The 18,600-nt window shown below is 31.3% G+C and carries 15 protein-coding genes; all 15 read left to right on the forward strand.

Going from position 1 to position 18,600, the window contains the following annotated elements; translation table 11 throughout:
• Positions 1-74 precede the first annotated feature (74 nt).
• Entirely contained in the window at positions 75-959 is an 885-nt protein-coding gene (locus tag AACQ14_RS11455) for a carbohydrate ABC transporter permease (protein ID WP_339363728.1), read from the forward strand.
• A gap of 19 nt (positions 960-978) precedes the next feature.
• Positions 979-1,809 (forward strand): carbohydrate ABC transporter permease, encoded by an 831-nt coding sequence (locus AACQ14_RS11460; RefSeq protein WP_339363729.1) that lies wholly within the window; start codon positions 979-981, stop codon positions 1,807-1,809.
• Positions 1,810-2,081: 272 nt separating this feature from the next.
• A complete protein-coding gene (locus tag AACQ14_RS11465) occupies positions 2,082-3,551 on the forward strand; it encodes a hypothetical protein (RefSeq protein ID WP_339363730.1) in 1,470 nt (489 codons plus the stop codon).
• Positions 3,552-3,744: 193 nt separating this feature from the next.
• Positions 3,745-4,611, forward strand: coding sequence for a hypothetical protein (locus tag AACQ14_RS11470; RefSeq protein ID WP_339363731.1), 867 nt, complete (start codon positions 3,745-3,747; stop codon positions 4,609-4,611).
• Between the two features lie 308 nt (positions 4,612-4,919).
• Positions 4,920-6,389, forward strand: coding sequence for a sodium:solute symporter family transporter (locus AACQ14_RS11475; RefSeq protein WP_339363732.1), 1,470 nt, complete (start codon positions 4,920-4,922; stop codon positions 6,387-6,389).
• Between the two features lie 25 nt (positions 6,390-6,414).
• Positions 6,415-7,710, forward strand: coding sequence for a phenylacetate--CoA ligase family protein (locus tag AACQ14_RS11480; protein ID WP_339363733.1), 1,296 nt, complete (start codon positions 6,415-6,417; stop codon positions 7,708-7,710).
• Positions 7,711-7,890: 180 nt separating this feature from the next.
• Positions 7,891-9,627 carry an indolepyruvate ferredoxin oxidoreductase subunit alpha gene (iorA, locus tag AACQ14_RS11485; protein WP_339363836.1) on the forward strand — a complete coding sequence of 579 codons (1,737 nt, stop codon included), beginning with the start codon at positions 7,891-7,893 and terminating at the stop codon, positions 9,625-9,627.
• Positions 9,628-9,629: 2 nt separating this feature from the next.
• Complete coding sequence (locus tag AACQ14_RS11490) at positions 9,630-10,202, forward strand: indolepyruvate oxidoreductase subunit beta (protein WP_339363734.1); 573 nt, start codon at positions 9,630-9,632, stop codon at positions 10,200-10,202.
• 199 nt (positions 10,203-10,401) lie between these two features.
• On the forward strand, positions 10,402-11,703 hold the full coding sequence (locus AACQ14_RS11495; protein WP_339363735.1) for a phenylacetate--CoA ligase family protein: 1,302 nt from the start codon (positions 10,402-10,404) through the stop codon (positions 11,701-11,703).
• Positions 11,700-12,122: an ACT domain-containing protein gene (locus AACQ14_RS11500; protein WP_339363736.1), complete on the forward strand. Its 423-nt coding sequence runs from the start codon at positions 11,700-11,702 to the stop codon at positions 12,120-12,122. The genes AACQ14_RS11495 and AACQ14_RS11500 overlap by 4 nt, the downstream gene beginning before the upstream one ends.
• A gap of 377 nt (positions 12,123-12,499) precedes the next feature.
• Positions 12,500-13,186 (forward strand): Crp/Fnr family transcriptional regulator, encoded by a 687-nt coding sequence (locus AACQ14_RS11505; protein WP_339363737.1) that lies wholly within the window; start codon positions 12,500-12,502, stop codon positions 13,184-13,186.
• Between the two features lie 41 nt (positions 13,187-13,227).
• Complete coding sequence (locus AACQ14_RS11510) at positions 13,228-14,616, forward strand: ADP-ribosylglycohydrolase family protein (RefSeq protein WP_339363738.1); 1,389 nt, start codon at positions 13,228-13,230, stop codon at positions 14,614-14,616.
• Positions 14,617-14,738: 122 nt separating this feature from the next.
• Positions 14,739-15,905, forward strand: a complete 1,167-nt coding sequence (locus tag AACQ14_RS11515; RefSeq protein WP_339363739.1) for a BMP family ABC transporter substrate-binding protein — start codon at positions 14,739-14,741, stop codon at positions 15,903-15,905.
• 83 nt (positions 15,906-15,988) lie between these two features.
• A complete protein-coding gene (locus tag AACQ14_RS11520) occupies positions 15,989-17,542 on the forward strand; it encodes an ABC transporter ATP-binding protein (protein WP_339363740.1) in 1,554 nt (517 codons plus the stop codon).
• Positions 17,535-18,599, forward strand: a complete 1,065-nt coding sequence (locus AACQ14_RS11525) for an ABC transporter permease (protein WP_339363741.1) — start codon at positions 17,535-17,537, stop codon at positions 18,597-18,599. The genes AACQ14_RS11520 and AACQ14_RS11525 overlap by 8 nt, the downstream gene beginning before the upstream one ends.
• Position 18,600 lies beyond the last annotated feature (1 nt).

Here is an 18,600-nt window from a genome sequence, read left to right on the forward strand (position 1 = left end):
TATCTAAACAGGGTCTATCTTATGGATTAATATCATTAATTAGTATAGATCGAATAGAAAGAAGGTAGAGTATAGTGGACAAAGTTTTAGGGAATAAAAAAGCCATATTTATTTTTGTGTTTCCAGCATTTATTGTATTTTTCTTAGTAGCGATATTACCAATATTCTTTTCGGTATATTATAGTATGTTGGATTGGGACGGAATCGGTAATGGAATATTTGTGGGATTGAAAAATTATATTGACTTATTTGTTAACAATACAGACGGATTTTCTTTTGCTATAAAAAATTCTTTTATATTGGCAGTATTATCCGTTTTCATACAAGTACCTCTAGCTCTCATATTGGCTATTATCATATCAAAAGGTATTAAAGGTGAAGGTTTCTTTAGAACAGTTTATTTTATTCCTGTAATCATTTCAACAACGGTTATAGGACAGTTATGGATGAAAATATATCAACCTAAATATGGGTTGTTGAATAATATACTAGATAGTTTGAATCTTGATTTTCTTAAGCATAATTGGCTGGGTTCGCCAGAAACAGCTCTTGGCTGTGCATTCTTTGTAATTGTATGGCAATATATTGGATATCATATGTTGTTGCTTTACTCCGCTATAAAAGCTATTCCAAAGTCATTATATGAAGCAGCAAAAGTAGATGGAGCCACTAATTTTCAAACAGCGATTAAGATTACCATTCCTCTTATTATGCCAATGATTAAGGTATGTGTCACATTTGCATTGATAGGGTCACTTAAGACTTTTGATTTGATATATGTATTGACAAAAGGAGGACCTATACATGCAACTGAAGTTCCTACAACTCTAATGTTCAGTACCATATTCTTGCAGAACAAATATGGATATGGAAGTTCTATGGCTATTTTTATAATACTAGAGTGTTTAATATTTACAGTTTTGATACAAAAAACCTTTAAAGTGAAGAATCAAATATAGGGATTAGGAGGTAAAAAAGATGAAAGAGAAGAAAATCAGTAAAACTGTTGAAAGAATAATTCTAGTAATAATTGCTGTTATACAAATATATCCTTTATTCTGGCTGATTATATTTTCATTAAAAAATAATCAAGAGATATTTGGAGGTAATCCTTTAGGACTTCCTCATGAATTTTTATGGAAAAATTATATTAGGGTATTTTCCAATGGACATATCGGTACATATTTTATGAATAGTTTGATTGTTACTTTCGTGACAGTAGCTGTTACTTGTTTGTTGGCTGCTATGGCTTCTTATGCTATCTCTAGAATGAATTGGAAATTAAGTAATACAATGCTAATAGTGTTTCTATTAGGGTTAATGGTACCTATGCATGCAACATTACTCCCATTATTCATATTTCTTAAGAAGGCTCATTTGTATAATACTTACTTTTCATTGATACTACCTTATATAGGATTCTCATTACCAATGGCTATTTATATACTAGTAGGTTATTTTGGTAATGTTCCAAAAGAATTGGAAGAATCAGCATGTCTTGATGGGGCGAGTATATATCAGATATTTGGTAAGATCATGTTACCCCTTATAAAACCAGCAATCGCTACAATTTCTATATTTACTTATCTCAGCTGTTGGAATGAATTGATGTTTGCTACAACATTTATTAGTAAACAAGGATTGAAGACTCTTACTGTAGGTATCATGGGTATGGTAGGTATGTATGCAACAAAATGGGGCGAACTTGGAGCTGGATTGGTTGTAGCTACAATTCCTACAGTAATAATCTATATATCAATGAGTAGTCAAGTACAGAAAAGTTTCACAACAGGGGCGTTAAAAGGATAAATTCGGAAGATTAAAGATGCTATCTATATAATATAGCTTGATTATATAAGATGGATTATAGGTAGCTTTTTTTATTTGTTATAATTATATATAATTGTAGGATAATGTCGAATTAATCTTAATATTGCGGTGAGTTTTGCTTGAAAAACAATATTTGAAGAGTTAATATTATATATAGATTATTGCAATAATTAAAAACATTTTTATTTTATTTGAATTATATATTAATTATTAATATATAAAATAATGCCAATGTAGAAAAGGAGAAAAATATGAGGAAAATAATAAGTTTAATTTTAATGATTTGTTTTTTTGCACTACCTTTTAGTAGTATTGAATTTGCAGCAAATGATAATAAAGTAATTTCTTTGAGTGATGTAGATGTTATGGTGTTTGAAAATGGTTCCAATCAATTAGTTGAAACTGAAGACCAATTAACAGCTATAGCTGAAAATATAGACATATGTTTTGAAAACGGACAAATGAATTTAAAAATGAATATAAAAGATAATTTTAATAATAATATTCTATCACCTATAAATATATCTCTGGATTTATATCCAAGTCAAAGTGTAATATTTAAAGATAATGCTATAATTGGGATACCTGTTGAAATATCTGAAAATTATCAACTGATGTCTTGTAGAATAGAAAATAATAGTTCATCTTATACATTATTAAAACCCAATATACACATGGAAGGAAGTACAGTTTTAAGCATTGGTTTATTAGACAAAAAAAGTAATGATATTTATTATATACAAGAAGAAGTGAATGAAATTAATTATCATAATATTAATAATGAAGCCAATGTAAATTTTAACAAACATATATATTCTGATCAAGACTTAATGAATATTGAATTAGATTATTTTTCTTTAAAAACTAATAAAGTAGAAAAAGAAGAAGTTTTAATTTCAGAAAATAATTGTAGTAAAAGTGTAGAATTTAACAGCCTAAATGATAATGAAGAATATATGCCTTTGGATAATTTTATTGATATCCTGAGAAAGAACAAAGAAATAGTTACTGACAATGGATATATTACTAATTCAGAAATACATACTACTAAGTCATTAGTATATAGAGTTGATGATTCAATATTTAAAAGTGGTAGTTTTGATAAATGGTATCATGATAGTGATTTAGATGCTACTGCTCCATATGCATATTCTTATATTACTTATCATTTTGCTGGAACTGATAATAGATTAACATATTTGGTATATTTAGATATTCCTAAAAATATAAATTTTAGTAGTCAGTCGTTTTCTATACAATTAACTGTTAGAGATAATGTTAGTGTTTTGTATAATGTATACAATAAAACATTAGGTTTTTTTGGGGATGATAATAGGATTGATGTAGAAGATATAAAATTAACTCTTGATTCTGATACGGATGGTGGAGTAATTATAAAAAGATATTACACTCATTATAAAAAAGGATCTTTAGTTAAAAATGTTGTTCGTGCCATTATTGATTATATACCATATGTAAGTTCAGCAGTTGGCACAATTGAAAAATTAACAGCTTCAAGTGATACTAAGACAAATAAATGGTATAGTTATCATGATACAGCAGAAGCACAGAGTATTGCATATAACGGAACAGTTGTTGATAAGATACAAGCAGATTTTAAAGAGATAATTAAGAAAGACGATTATGCTTTATTATGGGTGATGGGTGATTCTATTGATTCAATAAATTCTTCATTTAAGTATACAGCAAACTATAATTAATATAAGAATTTATAGATCCATCTAATTTAGTATAAAAAGAAATCTTTGGAGAGGTTACCTTATATGGATATTGTATATAAATTTGTAAAATATCTATTTAAGGAGCTTCTCTACCAAATTATTTTAATTAATTATTATGCCAAAGACGGTTGTTAAAATGTGAATATTTTGTTTATATCAGGAGCGGAGTTAAATGAAAAAATATATTTTTATTGGAGTTGCATTTTTTATTCTGTTACTAATTACTATGTTTTTTGTGACTAATAGAAAAGTAATTAATAAGGACAATGAAGTTATAATGATAAGAGAAGAGAATGATGATTCTACCGTATTATTAAAATATTACCCTGAAAATAATTATATTGTAGAGAATAGAGTTTATTTTTCTAATCCGAATTATAATGCTAACAAAAAAGAGAATATGGTTGTTGTAAAAAAAGTTGGTGATATTGATGAGATATGGGAAATAACCCAATATAAAGATACAGACAGTAGTTTTAAGGATATCAGAAAAATATATACAGGTGAAAATATAAGTAATCCCAAATTTATTCCTAATAAAGATGTTATTAGTTTTATTAAGGATAATTATTTATATGTATTAGATATTAATCAAAACGAAGAAAGTAAAGTATTGAATATAACACTCGAGGATTATGAATGGATGGATGATGTTAATGTTTTGTATACAGAAAAAAGTAGTGATGATAATTATAATATAATGAAATATAATATTGAGACTGAAGAGAAGACTTTATTTAGAACAAATGCTTCAGAAGTATCTTTATCAAGCAATAAAGAATTTTTAGGTTATAGACTTGGTGATAATAAAAATATAGTTAGGATTGAAAGTTTAGACGCTAAAAAGGTTATTTATGAAGTGAAGAATGACTATGATTTTGGTAAATTTAAAGTATCTGATGATGGAGAGACTCTTATTGCATCAATTTATAAACTAAGTAAATCAAAGGTTGTTAAGATTAATTGTAAGAATAATAAACAAAAATTAATTATAGATTCAGTATTACCTTCTACTATAGATTGGAAGTATGTAAAGTAGTTTTAAGAAAAAGAGTATGATAAAAATATTATATTCTTTTTCTTATTTTTATACTTTTATGTAATTATTGTTAATTGATTTAATCTTTTTTAGACTAATTGACAACAAAAAAATATAGTGTATAATTAGAAGTTAGTAAATATAATTAACATATATCAATCTATAACTTCAATTTGTAATTAAACATGCGCTTGATGCGCTTTTATTTGTGCTAATTTAATTTAGCACTTTAAAGTCATATTACATAATAGCGTTGAAGTTTAAAGTGGCGATATGTAGATTCTATAAAAAATAGGGAGAGCGATTTAATGAAAGTTTATTGGTTTTTCTTGGTAGGGTACATACTAATGATTATGGTTGTAAGCGCTATGAGTAGAAAAAAGGTTGAGGGAGTTTCAGGTTATCTCCTTGGAGGAAGAAGAGTGCCGCCATGGATGTCAGCATTTTCGTATGGTACAGCTTATTTTTCAGCAGTTCTGTTTATTGGTTATGCAGGAAAATTAGGGTGGAACTTCGGGTTATCAGTGCTATGGATAGTAGTAGGGAATACAGTGATTGGTACATACTTGGCTTGGGAAGTTCTAGGAAAAAGAACTCGTGAAATGACTCAAAGACTTAATGTATCTACTATGCCAGAATTCCTTGGAGTAAGATACAAGAGTAAGCCTCTAAAAATTGTATCAGCAACAATTATTTTCGTATTTTTAATGCCTTATGCGGCTTCAGTATATAAAGGTTTAGGATATTTGTTTGAAGAAATTTTTGGAATACCTACTTATATCATATTAATTATAATGATGGTTCTGACAGCTCTATACTTATTTGCAGGAGGATTGGTTGCTGCAACTATGGTAGATTTTATACAAGGATGTATTATGATTGTTGGAGTTATATTAATGTTATTCTTTGTAATTAAATTTCCAAGTGTTGGAGGTTTGTCAGGTGCCATAAGTAACTTGAAATCAATTAATAAGGAATTAATATCTCCTATAGGACCACCAGGAGTTGTGCCTATATTATCGTTAGTTATTCTGACTAGTCTAGGTAGTTGGGGATTACCACAAATGGTACATAAATTCTATACAATCAAAAGTGAAAAATCAATCAAGACAGCAAAATGGGTTTCTACTGCATTTGCACTTTTAATAACTACAGGTGCTTATTTTACAGGAAGTATAAGTAGACTTATCATTAGTGAATGTCCTACAATAAATGGAATGCCTGTTTATGACAGGATTATGCCATTGGTAATAAGTGAGACTTTGCCAACGGTAGTTGCGGCGATAATACTTGTATTGGTTTTATCTGCATCTATGTCTACATTAGCTTCATTAGTCCTTGCATCAAGTTCTGCAATTACAATAGATTTATTGAAGACAGTTAAACCAGATATTAACGGAAAAACATTGATGTGGGTTATGAAGGTACTATGTGTCGTATTTGTTGCACTATCATATATTGTAGCAACTTCTAATAGTCCTATACTGAACTTAGCCTCTTTATCTTGGGGAGCAGTTTCAGGTTGCTTATTAGCTCCTTATCTACTTGGATTGTATTGGAAAAAAGCTACTAAACAAGGAGTATGGGTAGGAATGTTAACTGCTCTTTCCATTGTAATATACGGTGTTAGTAAATATGGGTTTGGAAGTTCTAATATACCTACAGTAGGTGCATTAGCTATTGTTGTTCCAATAATAACTATGAGTATAGTTAGTCTGGTTACTGAAAGTTATGAAGAAAGACATATCAATTATATATTTGCTAAAGAGGTAAAATAATATAAGGTTGAAAGGAAATGGGAAAATGATTTGGTCAAAAGAAGAAACACTCAGCAGGGAAGAAATAGAAAAAATTCAATTAGATAGATTACAGGAAACAGTTAAGAGAATCTACGATAAGGTTCCTTATTATAAGGCTAAGATGGATGAAGCAGGTATGAAACCAGAAGATGTCAAATCTCTTGATGACTTGTCTGACTTACCATTTACTGTGAAAGATGATCTTAGAGAAAATTATCCTTTCGGGTTATTTACAGTTCCCAAAAAAGAGATTGTCAGAGTTCACGCATCATCTGGAACAACTGGAAAACCAACTGTTGTTGGATATACCAGAAAAGACCTTAATACTTGGACTGAATTGATAGCAAGGATTGTAACAATGGCAGGAGCAGATTCTACTGATGTTGCACAGATTGCTTTTGGTTATGGGTTATTTACAGGTGCTTTTGGACTTCATTATGGTTTGGAGAGAATTGGTGCAATGGTAGTACCAACTTCTAGTGGAAACACTGAAAAACAAATCATGCTTATGAAGGATTTTGGTACAACATTATTGGTTAGTACACCATCCTATGCTCTACATATCATGGAGGTAGCTAAAAAGATGGGTATTGATCCAGTTAATGATCTAGATGTTAAATTAGGACTTTTTGGTGGAGAGGGTTCCACAGAAGCTATGAGAGAACAGATTCAAAAAGGCTGGGGCATGTTTGCAACTGAAAATTATGGTATGAGTGAATTGATTGGACCTGGTGTTGCAGGAGAATGTGAAGCTTTGAAGGGATTACATATTAACGAAGACCATTTTATTCCAGAAATAATTGACCCAGGTACTGGTAAAGTATTACCACCAGGAGAAAAAGGTGAATTAGTAATAACTACTGTCTCAAAAGAAGCTCTTCCACTTATTAGATATAGAACTAAGGATATCACAAGACTTATGTATGAAAAGTGTGATTGTGGAAGAACTTTAGTTAGAATGGCTAAGATTGAAGGAAGAACAGATGATATGCTGATCGTAAGAGGTGTCAACGTATTTCCTTCCCAGATAGAGGAAGTATTGCTGAATACAAAAGAAATAGGACCTCACTATGAAATTATAGTTACTAGAAAAGGGTATTTAGATAAAATTGAAATAAATGTGGAATTAGAAGACACTAGTCTCTTAGATTCATATAGTAATCTTGACAAACTGCAGTTGACAATCAGACATAATCTAAAAACCGTTTTGGGAATAGATGCTAAGATAAATCTAGTAGAGCCTTATACTTTGAAGAGATTTGAAGGGAAAGCAAAAAGAGTTATAGATAATAGAAATTAGAGGATGGACTAAAAGGGAAACAACTGTTAGAATAGATATATAATAATGATTGAATGTATTCTAACTCTCTAACATATAAGGTGAATGTTCCAATAATTACCTTATAAAAAGATAACCTGTATTGAATGAACTCTATATTCAATATAACTTTAAATTGAAATGAAAGGATTGATATTAACAATGGCAGATAAGAAACTTATGCTTGGTAATGAAGCTGTTGCCAGAGGAGCTTATGAGGCAGGTACTACTGTTGCAGTAGCATATCCAGGAACACCAAGTACAGAAATTACTGAGTTCGTTGCAAAATATGATGAAATATATGCTCAGTGGTCACCTAATGAAAAAGTTGCTTTAGAGGTAGGTGTTGGTGCTTCTTTTAGTGGCGCTAGAACAATGGTAGCTATGAAACATGTTGGAGTCAACGTAGCTGCAGACCCATTATTTACTGCATCATATACTGGAATTAATGGAGGTTTAGTAATACTTGCTGCAGATGATCCAGGTATGCATAGTTCCCAAAATGAACAAGATACCCGCTATTATGCAAGGTCTGCTCATATACCAATGCTTGAGCCATCCGATAGTAATGAAGCAAAAGAATACGTAAAAGAAGCTTTTGAAATAAGTGAAAAATACGATACACCAGTTTTTATTAGACTTACAACTCGTATTTCACATTCACAAAGTCTTGTAGATCTTAATGATAGAGTAGATGTTCCAATCAAAGAATATACTAAAGATTTCAAGAAAAATGTAATGATGCCAGGTATGGCAAGAGTTAAGCATGTTATTGTTGAAAAGAGAATGAATCAGCTTGCAGAAGACTGTAATACATTTAAATATAACACAATGGAAATGAATGATACTTCAGTTGGAGTAATAACTAGTGGGGTTCCTTACCAATATGTGAAAGAAGCATTACCAAATGCATCTGTTCTAAAACTTGGTATGGTACATCCAATTCCCAAAAAATTAATTGAAGAGTTTGCAAGTAAAGTTGATACATTGTACATAGTTGAAGAATTAGAACCAATATTTGAAGAACAAATAAAATCATGGGGAATCAAAGTAACTGGTAAAGAGATATTTACAGTTCAAGGTGAATACAGTGCCAATCTTATAGAAGAAAAGATCAGCGAACATAAATTGAATCTTGACACTCCAAAACAATTACCAGTAAGACCACCAGTTATGTGTCCAGGATGTCCACATAGAGGAGTTTATTATATTCTTAATAAACTTAAAAAACATGCTACAGGTGATATAGGATGTTATACTCTTGGAGCACTTCCACCACTTGAAGGTATAGATACTTGTGTTTGTATGGGTGCAAGTATAGGGATGCTGCATGGAATGGAAAAAGCAAGAGGAAAAGAATTTATTAAGGATTGGGTTGGAATCATTGGAGATTCAACTTTTGTCCACTCTGGAATAACAGGACTTGTAGATATTGTATATAACAAAGGAATCTCAACTGTAATTATCCTTGATAACTCAACAACAGGTATGACAGGACATCAAGATAATCCAGCTACTGGAAAGACTTTGAAGGGTGAAGAAACACATGTACTCAACCTTATACAATTAGCAAATAGTGTAGGTATCAATAGTGTAAGAGTGGTTAATCCTTTCAAACCAGAAGAAGTTGAATTAGCTATAAAAGAAGAGACAATGAAAGAGGAGCCTTCAGTAATTATAGCAAGTGCACCTTGTGAGTTATTAGATAAGAAGAGAAAGAGAGTTCCTTATAGAATAAATGTTGATGCTTGTAAGAATTGTGGAATGTGTATGAAACTAGGATGTCCAGCAATTCAAAAGAAAGATGGCAAGATGATGATTAATGATACATTATGTAGTGGTTGTGGTTTATGTGCTAAGGTATGTAAATTCGGTGCTATAGTAAAGGATGGTGAATAATAATGGAAACAAAGAATATATTAGTTGTAGGTGTTGGAGGACAAGGAACACTTTTAACCAGTAGAATACTAGGTAATTTAGCAATACATTCTGGATATGATGTAAAATTATCTGAGGTACATGGAATGTCACAAAGAGGTGGAAGTGTTGTTACACATATTCGTTATGGAGACAAAGTATATTCACCTCTTGTAGAAATAGGAAAAGCTGATATTATACTTGCTTTTGAAAAGATGGAAGCCCTAAGATGGCGTCATTACTTGAAAAAAGATGGTTTGATTATTGTTAATGCTCAAGAGATTGATCCTATGCCTGTTATTATAGGAGCAGCTGACTATCCACAAGATATAATTGAACAGTTACATGATGCTGATAACAAAGTGATTGTTGCTGATGCATTGAGTGAAGCAAGAAAAATCGGTAATTTTAGAGTAGTCAATACCGTTTTATTAGGTCTCCTTGCCAAAAATCTGGATGAAGATAAAGATAAGTGGGAAGAAGCAATTAAACATACTGTACCAAGTAAGACTATTGACGTAAATGTACAAGCTTTTGAAGCAGGTTATGCTCTATAATTATTAAGTAATTATAAAAATGAATCATGAAATATAAAGTTTTTATATATTTTAGTAACATTAATAGCAAAAAATAATTATAATCCTACCACGACATATGATATAATATGGTTGTGGTAGGTTTTTATTAAAGTGTAAGACATAGAAGTTGCAATAGTAGATATGCTGCTTATTCAATACTTCAAGGAGGACTGAAAAAATGATATGGAATGAACATATTGAATGCATGAGTCGAGATGAACTTAGAGAAATACAAAGTAAAAGATTATGTGAAACAGTGGAAAGAGTATACTATAATGTACCTTTCTATAGAAAAAAGATGCAAGAACTTGGTTTGGAACCAGGAGACATAAAAGGAATACAAGATTTATCAAAATTGCCATTTACTACAAAACAAGACTTGAGAGACAATTATCCATTTAACTTATTCGCAGTTCCTATGAGTGATGTGGTCAGAGTACATGCTTCTTCTGGAACAACTGGAAAGCCTACTGTAGTAGGTTATACGAGAAGAGATTTGTCATCTTGGTCAGAAGTTGTGGCACGTTCCTTACACTGCGCTGGAGTAGCGAAAAATGATAGAATCCAAATAGCCTATGGATATGGTTTGTTCACAGGTGGACTAGGTATCCATTATGGAGCTGAAAAAGTAGGGGCTACTGTTATTCCTATCTCTGGTGGAAATACAAAAAAACAGTTGAACTTGATGAGTGATTTTGAGAGTACTGTTATAGCTTGTACACCTTCTTATGCTCTTTATTTAGCTGAAGCTATGGAAGAACAAGGAATTGACCCAGCAAAATTAAAATTAAAAACTGGTATATTTGGAGCTGAACCATGGACCAATAACATGAGAAAGCAAATAGAAGCAAAACTTCATATCAAAGCTATGGATATCTATGGTTTAAGTGAGGTCATGGGACCTGGAGTAGCTTGTGAATGTAGTTACCAAAATGGTTTGCATGTAGCAGAAGACCATTTTATTCCTGAGACAATCAGTACGGATACATTGAAAAATGTAGATATGGGTATGGAAGGTGAATTAGTATTTACAACAATCACAAAGGAAGCTCTACCTATATTAAGATATAGAACTAGAGATCTTACCGTACTTAATTATGATAAATGTGAATGTGGTAGAACTATGGTCAGAATGCAAAAATGTACAGGACGTTCTGATGATATGTTGATTATTCGTGGTGTCAACGTATTCCCATCACAAATAGAAAGTGTTTTACTAGAAATGAGTGAAACCAAACCTCATTATTTACTTATTGTTGAGAGACATAATAATCTTGATACTCTAGAGATATGGGTAGAAGTAGATGAAGCCTTTTTCTCTGATGAAATCCGTAAACTAGAGAATTTAACTAAGAAGATTACTCACGAAATACAAAGTACACTAGGAATAAGTGTAAAAGTGAAGTTAGTTGAACCAAAAACAATAGAAAGAAGTGAAGGTAAAGCTAAACGTATTATAGATAGGAGGAAATTGGTATGATAATAAAACAACTCAGCGTTTTTCTAGAAAACAAATCTGGAAGATTATCAGATGTAACCAAAGCACTTGGTGATAATGATATTACTATATCTGCACTTAGTGTAGCTGATACATCAGAGTATGGAATCTTAAGATTGATTGTAGGTAGTCCAGAAAAAGCTCATGAACTATTAAAGGAATTAGGTTTTTCAGTTAGTCTCACTGATGTCATATGTTTAATAATACCTCACAAACCAGGAGCATTACATAAAGCAGTAAAAGTATTAGCAACAAATGGTGTGAGTATTGAGTATATGTATGCTTATGCTATGAATGGTGATGCTTCAGTTATTATGAAAGTATCTGAGGTAAATAAAGCTATAAAGGCATTGACTGAGAATGATGTTGAATTAGCAAGAGCTAGCGAAATATGTAATTAAATATATAAATATAAAAATAAAATTAATAGTGATTTGGTCTATATTTGACGGCTTATATAGTCGTTCTTATTTTTTGTCATTTTAGCAATTATAATATATTAATATAAAATAATATTTAGAATAATGAAAATGGACATGTGTCCTTTTCTTTGAGGATTTAATTTAATATAATGATGTTAATGAAATTGTGAATTAAATACTAATTTTTACAAATAATATTAAATAAAATAAACATAATAACTAATCTAATGGGATTAACATTATTTTATAAATAAAATATGCTTATAAAATTAAATTAAATTTAATACAATGTGAGTATTTATTAATAAAAATTTATAGACCTTATTCTTAAATAATTAGTATGGAGTGAACTGAATATGTTACTGCAAGAACTTATGGAATATCAACCAAAATTGAGAAAAATTCTTGAAGGTATGCCAAGTAATATTAAGGAAAGGTGTAGACTTAAGACATATAAAAGTGACAGTACGATTATTAAGAAAGGCGAAGATATAAAATATGTCGATATATTATGCAAAGGCGAATTAAATGTCATAAATGAATTTGCAAACGGAAGCATATACATATTTGATACAAATAAAGCCATTGATTTTATCGGTGAAATGGAAGTATTAGCTGGTGAATCAAAAGCTATAGTAACAAATGTAGCAAAAACCGACTGTATAGTTTTTAGAATATCCAAAAATGATTTTATTAAATGGACTGAGAGTGATAATGGTATAACTCTTATGTTAGCTAAAAGATTAGCTGCTAGGTCGTGCTATACATCATGTTATCAAGGGTATTCTCATTATTACCCAGCTATTCATATGATCAAGAGATTTATTATTGAATATGTTAAAAATGAAATAAATGATAATAATATAGTATATGTCAATAAAAAAAGACAAGAAATAGCAGATATTTTGGGGATGAGCGTTAAAACGGTTGGTAGAAATATTACTAAGCTAAAAGAAAAAGGTTTAGTAACAATAAAAAAAGGTAAAATATATGTAGATAGAAAACAATATGAAGATATGATTGATACTTTGGAAATATGGTAGTAGAATAATAGCAAATATATTTACAGAAAGGAAGAGACAAAATGAAAGCTTGGGAAATGGAACAACAGTTAATAGAATCAGCAATCCCAGTAGTTTTAAGTGAAGAAGAGCAGAAATGGGATGAAATGGCTGACATAGGTAAAGTTGATGATGACAAGATTAAACTTCTTTGGGGTAGTAATGTACCTGGATCAGGTGCTCCAGAAAGAGTCATTATTGCAGGTATACAAGCCATTGAGAACAGAGGATATATAGTAGAAGGTTATGAGGAAATAATAAAAGAGGGTTTGGAAGCATTAAATAATAATGACATGGTAAAACTTCATACTCTTACTTCAAAATTATATCATCAAATGAATAATTGCATAAAAGATGAAAAATCCTCTTATTGGAAATATAAAATATACAAAACTTGGAAACAATATGAAGAGGATGTTACTTTTGTAAAAGATTCCTATGATGTAAATTCCAAAGATTTTGAAGAAAAAATACTTATTGGATGGAAATCACAATTAGTTGGTGGTGCTTTAGGTACTGCTATTGAAGGTTATACAACTGATAATCTAAGAAAAGTATTTGGTGAAATTAGAGATTATGTTAGAAAACCGAATACATTGAATGATGATATCACTTTTGAATTGGCTTTTCTTAAAGCTTTCATGGAAAAAGGAGGTGATGTAGATTCAGTAGACATTGCTCATGAGTGGATAGGTCTTATTCCTGCTGGATGGTCAGCAGAAGAAGTGGCTCTAAGAAATATTCGTTATGGAATATATCCACCAGAAAGTGGTACATTCTGTAATCCTTATTGTGAATGGATTGGAGCTCAGATGAGAGGTGCTATATGTGGTATGGTTGCACCTGGAAACCCAAAAGAAGCGGCAAGACTTGCATGGCTTGATGGACAAGTTTCACATTATAACAATGGAATTATTGGTGAAATATTCAACGCTATGTTAGTTTCCTTATCATTCACAAGAAAAGACGTAAGATTATTATTAAAAGAAGTAATCAATATGATTCCAAGCAAAAGTGAGTATTATTCAGTTGTTAAATTTGCTCTTGATCAATGTGAGAAATCAACTAACTGGGAACAGGCATGGAGACCATGTGAGGAAAAATATGCAAAATATAATTGGATTCATGCTTATCCAAATGCAGCAGCAGAAGTTGTTGCACTATGGTTTGGAAATGGCGATTATGACGAAACCCTTCATATCATTGCTATGGAAGGTGTAGATGTAGATTGTAACGCAGCTCAAATTATGACAGCTATAGGAATTATTGTTGGTAAAGATAAAATCGCTCATAAATGGACTGAACCATTTGACAGTAATATCGAAACGTACGTAAGAAGTATGGAAAATATCGACATTAATGAATTGACAAAATGGACAGTAGAAAGTTGTAGAAATGCTTTGAAAGCCTAAGTAATTAAGGTGTTTTATAATAATATCTTAGGTTGAAAATAATATTTTCATGGTGTATAATAATAACTTGTAAATTGCAAAATATGGCAATTTATAACAAAAAAACAAAGGGGGAATAAATGATGAAAAAATCATTAATCCTAATATTAGCACTAGTAATGTCTGTATCCATGCTATTAGCTGGCTGCGGCGAAAAGAAAGACGAAACTAAGACTCCAGATACTGGAGATACTACAAACACTGAAGACAACAAGACAGAAGACAAAGATGATACAAAAACAGATGGACCATTAAAAGTAGTATTATTAATTAATGGTAATCTTGGAGACAAATCATTCTTTGATTCATCTAAAGCAGGTATGGACCTTATTCAACAAAAATATGGTGATAAGGTAGAAACTGAAACTATTGAAATGACTTATGATGAGACAAAATGGGAACCAGCATTACAAGATGTATCTGATAAAGATTATGATATAATCATTGTCGGAACATACCAAATGGCTGAATATCTAGAAGATATCGCTGTTGATCACAAAGACAAAAAATACATTATCTTTGACTCAGCTGTTAATTACGAAGAATATGATTTAGATAATGTATATTCTATTGAGTACAAACAAAATGAAGGTTCATTCTTAGCAGGCGTTCTTGCTTCAAGAGTAACTACTTCAGATATGGAAGGTGCTAACGAAGAAAAGAAAATCGGTTTCATCGGTGGTATGGAAAACAATGTAATCAATGACTTCTTAGTTGGATATATCCAAGGAGCTCAATATGCAGACCCAGATACAAAAGTAGCAATTTCTTATATTGGTGACTTCTCTGATGTTGCAAAAGCTAAAGAAATGAGTCTTGCTCAATTCAAACAAGGCGGAGTCGATATCGGATTCAACGTTGCTGGACAAGCTGGTCTTGGACAAATTGATGCTGCATTAGAAGCTGGTAAATATGTTATTGGTGTAGACTCTGACCAAGCTGCATTATTTGCAGATGAAAAAGAAAAATCTGATTTAATATTAACATCAGTATTAAAAAGAGTTGACCAATCCTTACTTCGTGCAATAGATATGCATATGGAAGGAACTTTACCATATGGTTCAGCAGAAAGTCTTGGATTCAAAGAAAAAGCTATTGATATAGTTGATACTAATACAAATGTTTCAGCTGAGATTATGGAAGAATTAGCTGAAATCGAGCAAAAAATCGTTAATGGAGAAATAGAAGTAAAAACTGCATTTAAGATGACACAAGATGAACTTACTGAATTAAGAGATTCTGTTAAATAATAGTTTTGTAGTATAATTTAGATGGTGCATTTATTGTTTTCAATGAATGTACCTTCTTAATAATAAGCTAATGGAGTGATAATATGCAAAACGAACTACTTAAAATGGAGAAAATAACTAAAGTTTATCCAAGTGGTATAGTAGCTAACGATGGAGTTGATTTCTCTATTAGAGAAGGAGAGATTCACGCTATTTGTGGAGAAAATGGTGCTGGAAAGTCAACTTTGATGAAAATTTTATTTGGACTTCATACTCCAGAGGAAGGAAAAATCACCTTACGAGGAGAGGAAATTCACATAACATCACCTACAGTTGCCATAGAGTATGGTATCGGTATGGTGCATCAGCACTTTATGTTAGTTCCTTCTTTAACAGTTGCAGAAAATATGGTATTAGGTGTAGAGCCTAAAAAAGGTTTATTTATTGATATGGATAAAGCGATAAAAACCACTGAAGAGTTATCAAACAAGTATAATCTACATGTTGACCCAAGAGCAAAAGTTGAAGATATACCAGTTGGAATTAAACAGAAAGTTGAAATACTTAAAGCTCTACTAAGAGGGGCTAAGATATTAATATTAGATGAGCCCACAGCAGTACTTACTCCTCAGGAGACCAAAGAACTTTTTAATCAGCTAAAATTATTAAAAGAAAAAGGACATACAATAATATTTATCTCACATAAATTAAATGAGGTAAAAGAGTTATGTGACCGAATTACAGTTATGAGAAATGGTAAAAGCATGGGTGTCCATAACACAAGTGATGTAACAGAAGAAGATATCTCAAGGTTAATGGTAGGAAGAGATGTAGTTCTTAGAGTAGAAAAAGAAAAAGCTTCACCAAAAGAATCAATACTTAATATAAAAGATCTAGTATATGTTAACGAGCTAGGTAAAAAGGCTTTAAAGGGTATTTCATTCAGTGTTAGAAAAGGTGAAATACTAGGTGTTGCTGGTGTAGAAGGTAATGGACAGCGAGAGTTAGTAGAGTCTATCACAGGATTGGAAAGTCCAACATCAGGCAGCATCAAGATAGTTAATAATGAAGTTATTGGTAAAACAATAAAACAAATAAGAAGACTTGGTACATCACATATCCCAGAAGATAGAATGACATATGGTGTTGCAGGTGATGTAAGTATTGAACAGAACATAATCTCTGATAAGTATGATACCAGTGAATATAACGGTAAAGTATTATTGAAAACGAAAACTATTAAAGAAAGAGCTATTGAGCTTATAAAAGAATATAGAGTTAAATGTAATTCTGCCAATCAAAAGGTTAGAATGCTTTCTGGTGGTAATATACAAAAAGTAGTTGTTGCAAGAGAATTTTCAGGAGGACCAAAACTTCTCATAGCTAACCAGCCAACAAGAGGTATTGATGTTGGAGCAACAGAATTTATCAGAAAAAGATTGGTTGAACTTAGGGATGAAGGAACAGCAGTATTACTAATTTCAGCTGACTTGAATGAAGTAATGGAACTTAGTGATAGCTTGATTGTAATGTATGGTGGAGAAATCGTAGCTTATTTTGAAGATACTAGTACATTAACTGAAGAAGAATTAGGTCTATATATGTTAGGCGTTAAAAAACAAACACCAGAAGAGATTGGGGGAGTTATTAATGCGTAAAAATCTAAAATTTGAAGTTGTTCGTACTAGTATGGCAATATTGATTGCACTAGCTGTTGCATTGATAATTATCTTTTTAACAAGTAATGAACCAGGAGTAGCCCTAAAAGAGTTTGTTATAGGGCCTATTGATAGTCTTAGACACTTCGGTAATGTTATTGAACTTGCAATCCCTCTAATGTTTACAGGACTTGCAGTAAGCATTATGTTCAAGGCTCAACAATTTAACCTTGGTGCAGAAGGTGGTTTTTTCATCGGTGGTGTTGCAGCAATGGTCGTTGCAATAAAAGTATCATTGCCTGTAGTAGCACATCCATTGGTAGCTATATTATTTGGAGGTATTCTTGGAGCGATTGTTGTTAGTATACCTGCATTTATGAAAGTAAGATGGAATGCTACAGAATTGGTATCATCATTGATGTTGAACTATATTGCATTATTTATAGGTGCATATCTATTAAATTATCACTTTAGAGATCCTAATTCAGGAGCTATAGCATCTTACAAAATTCCTAAGACAGCTAAATTAATGGTTATTTTATCTGGAACTAGAATTCATGCAGGTTTGATAATTGTTGCTGTCATGGTTGTTCTTTGCTACTATTTTCTATATAGAACTAAATGGGGATACGAAATAAGAATAACTGGGGAAAACAAAAGATTTGCTGAGTACTCAGGAATCAATACAGCAAAAGTTATAATCCTTTCTCAAGTATTAGGTGGATTTATCGCTGGTATGGGAGGTTCTATTGAAGTACTTGGATTATATAGGAGATTTACATGGCAGACATTGCCTGGTTATGGTTGGGATGGTATCATAGTTGCTATACTAGCCAGAAATAATCCTTTATATGTTCCTATAGGTGCCATTTTCTTAGCTTATCTTAGAATTGGTGCAGACTTGATGTCTAGAGGCTCAGACGTACAAAGTGAAGTTGTTGCCATAATTCAAGGTGTAATAATTGTGTTCATAGTTGCTGAAAGCTTCTTATCAAAATATAAACATAAATTAGTATACAAAGAAGCTAAAAAATTAAGCGTGAAGGGGGTAAAATAAT

The sequence above is a fragment of the Vallitalea maricola genome (genome assembly GCF_036985595.1).
GTDB lineage: Bacteria > Bacillota > Clostridia > Lachnospirales > Vallitaleaceae > Vallitalea > Vallitalea maricola.